Source organism: Tolypothrix sp. FACHB-123 (genome assembly GCF_014697075.1).
In the GTDB taxonomy this organism is placed as follows: domain Bacteria; phylum Cyanobacteriota; class Cyanobacteriia; order Cyanobacteriales; family Nostocaceae; genus Aulosira.
In genome coordinates, this window is sequence record NZ_JACJRE010000115.1 from 1 (window position 1) to 8,588 (window position 8,588).

Sequence of the window (8,588 nt, forward strand, 5' to 3'; positions counted from 1 at the left end):
TACATCAACTTTTAAATGAAGGAGAGTTAATTATTAAATGGGGGCGAAAACTCAAAAATAAAGGCGACGCTGTTATCACAATTTAAATGCACAACAGCTTAACTCATAATTGATAATTATAGGACTTACGCAATATGTGTGCCAAAGCCTGATTCTTGCGTAGCTGTAATTCATGAATTACCGCTACTTTCGTTGTGTTGTGTGTAAGTCCTAAATTAATAAAATTACCTCGTGCAAGTTGAAAAAGCTGTTGATTCACACACAGGATTTGAACCTGTAATAGCTTGATCTCAAGTCAAGTGCCTGTTCCAATTCGGCTAGTATGTAAGCTTTTTCGGTTAGGGCACGAAGTGAAAATTTTACTGTTTAGAAAGTTGATTTAAAATCAACCGAATTTCTTTCTTATTACATTGCTGTTTTTTCACAGCGTAAATTTTGCGTCCATAATAAGTAGACCGAGAATGATTGGTTAAACCTGTGAGAAAATCCTGTACATAATCAGTTGGTGGTGGAGGAAAATCTGCAAAAGTAATGAGATACCAAATATCATTCAGTTTTTGGTATTCATGATAATCATCAATGATGACAAAATCAGTTTGTTCCTGCTTGTGCTTCTGCTTTCGAGGTACTTTCTCAACTGCACAAAGAATTCCTGTTTCTGGATGAATATAGAAGCACAGGCGGTAAGTCCCATTTAACGGAATTGGGTAACCTCGGTAAGACTTCCCATAAGGGACACCATCAATGATTTCTACATAGCGTTCAACGTAATCCCATATATGACCAATAACGTGCCGTCCTGTCATTGTATTGGAATCTAATCGTTGACAGAGTTCGCTGTAAACGTCGTTCCAAGGCTGTCCCACTTTAGAGAGCAAAAGCCGACGCAGGGGGCCAAGATGATCTGAAAGATACTTTGATTTATGTCTAGGTTTAATCAGGTAGGGATTGAATAATCCATCCTGAATTGCATCCTCGGTGAGTTTGTATAGTTGCTTTTTATAACCTGTCTGCTTTTTAAGCGGAATTCTTCTCCCACAGCGAGGACGCTCAATCACAATTTCGTTCAAACGATGTTCGCTCATAACTTATGTTTCTGAAAAATATGTTGCTTAGAAATAGTTGTACTGATTGAATTGTTAGGCTACATAAGTTAGGGGACATCATTGAATTCACCTCCATATATGTGATTGAGTTGTGGTAATAGATTAATACAATTAAAATAATGGGAATTCCGCACAAGTTAGCAAAGCAGTTTTTCACAATTGCCTTTACCATTTTGGCTACGCTCCCATCAAAGGGAGCGACAGGAATTGTTCGCGTAGCGTTCCCGCAGGGTACCTGCATATCCTTGCGGATGGTGTGTAGGCTTTACAAGTTAGGGCGCGGAATCAAGTTTTAAATTACTCCGTGCAAGTTGAAGATGCTTTTTACAGCTACGGCTGCTCTTACCAAATATTGGCAGTGGGCACGCACACTAAATCTGCGAGAGACTTAATCATGCTTCGCTAGTTCGATCGCTCGAATTTCGCTACCTTAGAACCGTTATCAATGTGTATGTATGCTTCTGATGTTTGGGCACGGATGATTAGGCATATTAACCATAAACGGCTTCAGGACGAACTATCAAATCACCACTAGGACGGCGATCAATTATGTAAGCTCCTAGGCGATCGCAATTTACATCCAAATGACGAGCCACCTGTTCTTTAACTACAACATCATTCATCCCGGCGTTAATTCCTAGCTGTGTTTCTGTCACATCAACAGAACGCCCTTCAAATCTAATATGTACCATTGTCATCACCTCCTTTTTAATTACGAATTACGTTAGCGAAGCGGTAGCGAGGAACGAGCGTCATTACGAATTACAAATTATTTAAGTGGATCTGATCGGGATTGAACCGATACCCTCCCTGTGAGAGTTACACTCACACCTCATGCGAGTTGAAAAAGCTGTGGTTACAAACGCAGGAATCGCACCTGCAACTTATCGTTTTAGAGACGATCGCTCTACTTATTGAGCTAGTATGTAAGCTTTTTCTGTTAGGGCACAAGTGACATCCGGGATCTCTACCGTTAGAGCTACAGACCCAAGTGTGCATGATTGCAGCTGCAATAGAAGTTAAAGCAAATGGAGTCGTCGGGAATTGAACCCGAATCCTGCAACTGTCCGTTTGTTGGTTTCAGAGCAGTCGAACGCCAATCGCGACCCCAAAAGTAACATCTATCGTAATTGCAAGGTCTTGAGCAGTTGGAGTTTTAACCTTTGCGGAGGCTTAACTCTTGATACTACATTTGTAATACAAAACTTACAGGGTGTCAAGTGCATACTACAAATTTTTTGAGTAGTCAGTAAAAATCTGTCTGTAATTCAATACCTGAGCGAGAAACAGACATGTAGTATGCTCTTGGAAATTGGGTGAGTGCGATCGCAGCGCCAACGCTTTTGGCGATCGCATTTTCAGCTACACAATATCAACAGTACTTCCCTAGTCCCTAGCCTCTAGCTCCTAGCCCCTTCTTCCTGCTCTTTCGCTGAATCTTGCCAAGGTGAAACAGGTAATTGAACAATCGACTGTACAGCACAACCTTCTAGAAAAATGGGAATTCTGCCACAGTTGGGACATTTCATTTCATCATCCTGCTTACTATCAGGTTTATTTTTTGGTTTAGGTTTAGAATTTTGTGGTGTTAAAAAAATTACTTCAATCGATAGTGGAGTCGAGCAACTGCGACATTCACAAATTATTAACTGCCCAGCCTCACTGCTTTGGTAGATTTTAACGTGTTGGGTAGGATATGACTGTTCTGTTTCTTCATATTGTGATTGTTCGTCATCAAACTTCCTAGGCTTTGGTGTGTTCATCTTGCTTCCTGAGAGATCGTGATTTTGTAAGAAATTTATAGCCAGAGTAAAAGAATCCTTAATAATACACTAGTACAGCTGAAACTAAACTGCTCAGTCAAGGCGAGTGCTTAATAGCTGTTTGATAATCTCATCTTCTTGACTGGAGACAAATTTGGCAAAACGCTGTGCCAACGGTGGTATGAGGACTAAGGGATTACTGAAGCCAGAAAAAGTATGCACCCCTGCAAACCCTGGAATTTCACCAATTACAGGTAGGCGAGTCGGAGTAAAAGCGACTAAAGAATGATACCAAGTCCCTGGTAAATCTGCTAACTTAGGCAAAATGTTGCTAATACTACTGCGTAGCCACTGTTCGCTTGCTTGGGCGTTGATTTTAGCATGAGGATCTGTGATAGTGCGGCTAATTTGCCCTAAGCGTAAACTACCATCTTGAAATTGAATTGCACCTGCATCTAAAATTGGTGGTGCTGGCTCATTACCCGGTTCATCCCATAATTCATCAATTTGAGTAGATTGAGTTTCTAATACAAACCTTTGGATATTTGCTGGCATTATCAAAGTATTTAAGCGCAAATCTACAGGCGGAGTCTCAATAATTTCTGTATGAGTGAAATATAGTTTAATGGGTATCCCAGCAGCTTTTAATAACTGTCTGCTGAGTCCACCTGCACAAATCACTACGTTAGCGCTGATGAAAGTTTCAGTAGTTGTTTTTACACCATTGGTTAATACCTCTACTACTTGTGCTATCTGCATTTCGCCGCCAATACGTAAAAAAGCTTGGATGTAAGCTTGTGTAGTTTTTCCTGGGTGAATATGACCGTGTTTGACAGTTAAAGCACCTGCGTAGGCGCAAAGCGACTTGTCGTTAGACATCGCATCTCGATTTAATAATGGTTCTAATTCGCAAGCTTCTGTAATCGCAAGTAATCGGGGAGGAATAAGACAATTAGCATAAGATTTAGCAGCTAATTCTGGGTCATCGCCTGTGGGAATAGTCAATAATAAGTCTAATTCGCGAAATTCAATATCAGCGTCTAACTCTTGCGGGAGGATTTGATAACGCGCGATCGCATCTTCACACAGTTGGCGAGATATGGGAGTATTACCTGACCAATAAGCTAATCCACCATAACTATAGCGAGTTGCATTATCAGGTACTTGGTTTTGCTCTAACAACAGCACCGAAAAGCCTGTTTTTGCTAATTCATAAGCAAGTGCTGCGCCTGTAATTCCACCACCAACAACAATCCAGTCGTAAGTTTTCATTAATATGTTGCTTGTAAACGGCTCAACAGATATTCTCCCGCAAGGATGGGAGGATCGATGGGAGAATGATAATTTAGGCAACTGTTAAGACAAGCAATCTCTGTATCATCATTAGGATGGCAGAAAAAAGCTACAGAATAACGAGACTGTTTAATTTTGCTATCGCTAGGAATCATTACCCGATGTTTAGTTGAGCAAAAGACATGATTTGTCCAACGTTGCATTAAATCGCCAGTATTCACGATTACCGTACCAGGAATTGATGGTGCTGCTATCCATTCTCCGGCGGTAGTTTGTACTTCTAAACCGCCGATATTATCTTGAAATAATAAAGTCATACTCCCATAATCAGAATGTTCGCCAGCACGTACCTGTCCCTGTTTAGGTGTTGTTGCTAAAGGTGGATAATGCAGCAATCTTAGAGTATGATTTTTTTGATTGTGTCTAGAAGTAAAAAAATCTTCTCGTAATTCTAAAGCAAAAGCAAAAGCTTGTAGAATCTTGTTAGCTAATTCTGTACAAGCATCATAAAATTCGACTGTATTTAACTCCGGTAAAACTTTTTCTATATTTTCTTGTTTAGCAATATTAAACGCTTCTTTTAAATCTCCTGGTTTCTGTGGGTCAAGGCGTTCTCTTTCTATACCAACATAGCCTGTATTGCTAAATTTATCACTCCAAGCTAGCTGTTGTTTAATTTCTAATGGTAAATCAAATAAAGCTTGACTCTGTTGGAATATACGCTCTATTATAGCGGCTGATATTCCATGATTTTGCAAGTACATAAAGCCGATGTCATGGCAAGCTTGATAAACTTCTGTAACTACAGTTTGTTTACCTACAGTACCCTGTTTAAATTTATTTAAATTAATTATAGGAATTGTTACCATTTAATAATTAGTCTTTTAATTAACATTAAGCGAATCAACTGAATTGTTATGAAAGTGAGTTTAACATTATGAACATTCGCCGTGAAATTATTCAAGATTATCTTGCAATAGCTGAGGTAAATAGATTAGCTTTTGGACAAGACAATGAGGCTAATTTAGTAGACGAGATTCGTAATTCTAGACGTTATATTCCCGAATTATCTTTAATTGCAGAAGTTGAAACTACTGTAGTGGGTCACATTCTCTTTAGCTATATTGACTTAGTAAGCGAAGAAACATTACAGGTACTCAGTTTAGCACCTATGGCGGTTTTACCAGATTTTCAAAAACAGGGAATTGGTAGCGCACTGGTAAAAGCTGGTTTAGAAATAGCAAATGTGAGAGGCGAAGCTATAGTAATTGTCCTTGGTCATCCTCAATTTTACAATCGCTTTGGTTTTGAAGCATCAGTTAATTATGGAATTGAGTCACCATTTCCAGTTCCAGAAGAGTTTTTTATGGTAAAACTACTACAAAATTCTCAACAAAATTATACAGGTAAGGTTATTTATCCACCAGCTTTTGCAAAAGTCTAATTATTTTCAAAAAAAGCGACCGCCTAACTACTCAATTACGAATTACCAATTATTCCTCAGCCAACTGACTCACAATTCTGGCAAATTCATCTGTCATCCAATCATCACCAGTTTCCCGATAAACTTCAAGCAATGACTGATAAAACCATAAAGTTTTTTCTCTACCAATTTTTAAGTGATTCCAAACAGTATCACCATATATTCGCGAATCTATTAATAACGATCTAGCATTATGCAACTTATCGGCTAAAGATACTCTGCGCACAGAAGCAGAAGCATGACGCAGATTTTCTAAATATCTATTTTTTCGTTCTTGCCAAAGTGGTTTAGGTAAACTATCCCATTCTGTACAACCATCAATTATTTCCACAACTGTATTGCCAAAACGTTGACGAACATCTTCGCGAGTCGGTTTACCACCTTGGTCTTCAATACTATCATGTAACAAAGCCGCGATCGCTTCTTCCTCACTTCCCCCAGATTCTAATACTAAAGCCGCTACACTCATTAAATGAGTCATATAAGGAACGCCGCTAATTTTCCGGCTTTGTTCCGCGTGTAACCGATTAGCATAAATTAACGCTGCTTCAAATTTTTCGGTCAATTTTACTGAATTCATAGTTTAGTTAATTATGATAAAGGTGAAATTCTTTGCTGACATCAGCCGCTATACTTTGACGCAAATCCCAAGGCATAATTACCTCCACTTTTGGACGCCAAGCACGTAAACGCATACTCACATTATTATCTCCATGTCGATAGTAAACGCGATAGTACGCATCATCACAAGAACGCGCAGCCAGAATTTTCAGTAATTCTTGCTGTTGAGATGGCGGTGTGTTTTGCTTAATTAAACGTTCAGCTTGTGAATAGGCGATCGCTTTAAAAGTATCATGACGAAAAGTATTGTGAATATAACATTCGTTATACTCTTGCTCAAATCGTAATAACATCAAGCGAGGTTCTAAATAAAAATCAAACCCCCAAGCCTTAGACATTTGCGCTTCAATTTCTTCGGGACGAGGTAAATCTGCTTTTTGATAACGCTGTTTTAACACGTTAGGAATAGCAGAATTTGTCCATGAAATGGGTGTAATATTTTGAATTCTGTCTAAGCGGAAATTATACCAGTCATGATTGCGATCGGGACTTTCGCCAAAAGCACACAGATAAACTGCACGTTGTACATAATATATACAAACTGGATAAACAAAACATTCTACATATTTTCCTAACCTAGCGCTGTTGTAATTAATGATAATTGTAGGTACAGGAGTTTGTCCCCAAATTTCTCTTAATTTGTGTTGCCAATCATCAACAGAGTCTATAGTAGTCCGAGGAATAACATAATCAAGCTTAAAGAAAAAGCGCTGGATTCCACCAATTTGCTGTGAGAGATTTTGCGCCATCGCCGCTAAATCTTCTTGATTCACAAAATTTAATTCATCAGTATTAAGCTTGGTAGAAGCTGCTTCTAGATTTGTTATTATAGGACGAGGAGGTAAATTACTAACTCGGTGATATTTCTGCTGTTGATATTTCAGCCAACCTAATTGTTCTAAAATTTCCAAATCTGCTTGTAGCGAACGACGAGTTACCGCAAACAAACGCCGCTTTAACAGTTCATCCAAATCAGACTCCGACTTGAGAGAACAAGGATTTTTCGCCGCCGAAGGTTTTGTTTCCCCTACCGAATTAGAAAGATTCAGATGAGTCAACAGCGATCGCTTCCATTGTGTTTCAGAAATCCCTGTTTTGGCATTAAACAACCACTCCGCAGTTGTTTTCGCACAAGGACAATTAGCATCATGTAACTGGGGAATCACATCTTTTTTCGGGTGGGTGGGACTAAAAAAAGCATCCCTCCACCTAGCAAAAGTAAAACTATCATCCAGCAGCAAGCGATCTGAAGTTTCACCATAAAGCGATGCTCCTTCTACTGTCAGAGACGCTACGCGAACGGAACCATATAACGAACGCAACCATACCCACAACCGAATTGCACGTAGCAGGTTTTGCTTGAGAGAACCCCGTGCTAACCATTGCAGCAATTCTACTTGCGGAAGATCCAAAAAAATTTGTTCAGACACTTGCCTAGTTAATTTCAGGTATTACATCAGCATAAAATATCTCGGAATAAGCTTCTTCCAAAGTACTGGTATGATGTAGCGGTTAATAAAAAGCTGGAAGCAGTAGCTACCTAACTTCCTAAAACAGAAACTTAGTGATGGCAAAACCTATAAAAGTAGTTTTATGTGGCCCTTCTCAATCCGGTAAATCTTGTTTGCGCGAAGGTTTGAAACAAGCAATCTTGCCAATGGAACGAGAAGGAAAAGCGCCTTATCCCTATGTACTCACAGCTTGCCCCGACGGCGAGGGAGCATGGTATACCGAAGCAGTACGTAATAATCCGGTACTGGCAAAGGAATTGAAAGCCGCTTATAAAAGTAAATTTACTGAAAAATTCGCCCAAGAAAAGGCTAAAAATGTGCAAAATATCAATATACCTTTGACAATAATAGATGTAGGTGGAAAAATATCTCCAGAAAATAAGTTAATTATGCAACATGCCACTCATGCAGTCATACTGAGTAGAGATCAAACCAAAGTACCTGAGTGGAAAGATTTTTGTATAAATTTAAATTTGCAAATCATCGCGATTATACACAGCGATTTTCAAGGAAAGTGCGATCACATTGATTCAGAATCGCCCATGTTAATCGGTAGCATTCACCGTTTGCAGCGTGGTGAGGATCTATCAGAACGTCCAATGATACAAACTTTAGCGTCATTGCTGGTCAAGTTGTGTAAAGGCAGTTATGGATAGATAGTTGTAGATCAATACAGTTCAGTTAGCGCCAAAAACCTTAAGTTGCGTAGGTTGGGTTGAGGAACGAAACCCAACATTTCCAGGAGTTTGTTGGGTTTCACTTCGTTCAACCCAACCTACAATTATCCTTAACTGAACCGTATTGAGTTATA

The 8,588-nt window shown here is 39.2% G+C and carries 9 protein-coding genes and 1 tRNA gene; 2 read left to right on the plus strand and 8 right to left on the minus strand.

All coding sequences use genetic code 11. The features are described 5' to 3' along the window. Positions 1-256: 256 nt before the first annotated feature. The 6 genes from H6G41_RS33515 to H6G41_RS33540 form a co-directional block, all read right to left on the minus strand. A tRNA-Ser gene (locus H6G41_RS33515) sits at positions 257-327 on the minus strand. 32 nt (positions 328-359) lie between these two features. After that, positions 360-1,085, minus strand: coding sequence for a hypothetical protein (locus H6G41_RS33520; RefSeq protein ID WP_190752644.1), 726 nt, complete (start codon positions 1,083-1,085; stop codon positions 360-362). 512 nt (positions 1,086-1,597) lie between these two features. Next, the gene (locus tag H6G41_RS33525; RefSeq protein ID WP_190752646.1) at positions 1,598-1,798 is read right to left on the minus strand and encodes a hypothetical protein; all 201 of its coding nucleotides are present in this window, start codon (positions 1,796-1,798) and stop codon (positions 1,598-1,600) included. Positions 1,799-2,506: 708 nt separating this feature from the next. Beyond that, positions 2,507-2,869, minus strand: coding sequence for a hypothetical protein (locus H6G41_RS33530; RefSeq protein WP_190752648.1), 363 nt, complete (start codon positions 2,867-2,869; stop codon positions 2,507-2,509). Between the two features lie 93 nt (positions 2,870-2,962). Continuing rightward, the gene (locus H6G41_RS33535) at positions 2,963-4,141 is read right to left on the minus strand and encodes an FAD-binding oxidoreductase (protein WP_190752650.1); all 1,179 of its coding nucleotides are present in this window, start codon (positions 4,139-4,141) and stop codon (positions 2,963-2,965) included. Then, positions 4,141-5,031, minus strand: a complete 891-nt coding sequence (locus H6G41_RS33540; protein WP_190752651.1) for an isopenicillin N synthase family oxygenase — start codon at positions 5,029-5,031, stop codon at positions 4,141-4,143. Before H6G41_RS33540 ends, H6G41_RS33535 begins: the two co-directional genes overlap by 1 nt. Before the next feature lie 68 nt (positions 5,032-5,099). On the opposite strand from H6G41_RS33540, the gene H6G41_RS33545 reads away from it, so the two are divergent. Beyond that, a complete protein-coding gene (locus tag H6G41_RS33545) occupies positions 5,100-5,606 on the plus strand; it encodes a GNAT family N-acetyltransferase (RefSeq protein WP_190752653.1) in 507 nt (168 codons plus the stop codon). A gap of 49 nt (positions 5,607-5,655) precedes the next feature. On the opposite strand, the gene H6G41_RS33550 is transcribed toward H6G41_RS33545, so the two are convergent. Both H6G41_RS33550 and H6G41_RS33555 read right to left on the minus strand, forming a co-directional pair. Beyond that, positions 5,656-6,225: an HD domain-containing protein gene (locus tag H6G41_RS33550; protein ID WP_190752655.1), complete on the minus strand. Its 570-nt coding sequence runs from the start codon at positions 6,223-6,225 to the stop codon at positions 5,656-5,658. 7 nt (positions 6,226-6,232) lie between these two features. Further along, positions 6,233-7,696 (minus strand): TIGR03985 family CRISPR-associated protein, encoded by a 1,464-nt coding sequence (locus H6G41_RS33555; protein ID WP_190752657.1) that lies wholly within the window; start codon positions 7,694-7,696, stop codon positions 6,233-6,235. 137 nt (positions 7,697-7,833) lie between these two features. On the opposite strand from H6G41_RS33555, the gene H6G41_RS33560 reads away from it, so the two are divergent. Next, complete coding sequence (locus H6G41_RS33560; protein WP_199316464.1) at positions 7,834-8,433, plus strand: hypothetical protein; 600 nt, start codon at positions 7,834-7,836, stop codon at positions 8,431-8,433. Positions 8,434-8,588 lie beyond the last annotated feature (155 nt).

Excerpts from the sequence above, each read along its gene's own strand:
- H6G41_RS33530 (WP_190752648.1), bottom strand. The coding sequence starts at position 2,869 with ATGAACACACCAAAGCCTAGGAAGTTTGATGACGAACAATCACAATAT.
- H6G41_RS33540 (WP_190752651.1), bottom strand. The coding sequence starts at position 5,031 with ATGGTAACAATTCCTATAATTAATTTAAATAAATTTAAACAGGGTACT.
- H6G41_RS33520 (WP_190752644.1), bottom strand. The coding sequence starts at position 1,085 with ATGAGCGAACATCGTTTGAACGAAATTGTGATTGAGCGTCCTCGCTGT.
- H6G41_RS33560 (WP_199316464.1), top strand. The coding sequence starts at position 7,834 with ATGGCAAAACCTATAAAAGTAGTTTTATGTGGCCCTTCTCAATCCGGT.
- H6G41_RS33550 (WP_190752655.1), bottom strand. The coding sequence starts at position 6,225 with ATGAATTCAGTAAAATTGACCGAAAAATTTGAAGCAGCGTTAATTTAT.
- H6G41_RS33525 (WP_190752646.1), bottom strand. The coding sequence starts at position 1,798 with ATGGTACATATTAGATTTGAAGGGCGTTCTGTTGATGTGACAGAAACA.
- H6G41_RS33535 (WP_190752650.1), bottom strand. The coding sequence starts at position 4,141 with ATGAAAACTTACGACTGGATTGTTGTTGGTGGTGGAATTACAGGCGCA.
- H6G41_RS33545 (WP_190752653.1), top strand. The coding sequence starts at position 5,100 with ATGAACATTCGCCGTGAAATTATTCAAGATTATCTTGCAATAGCTGAG.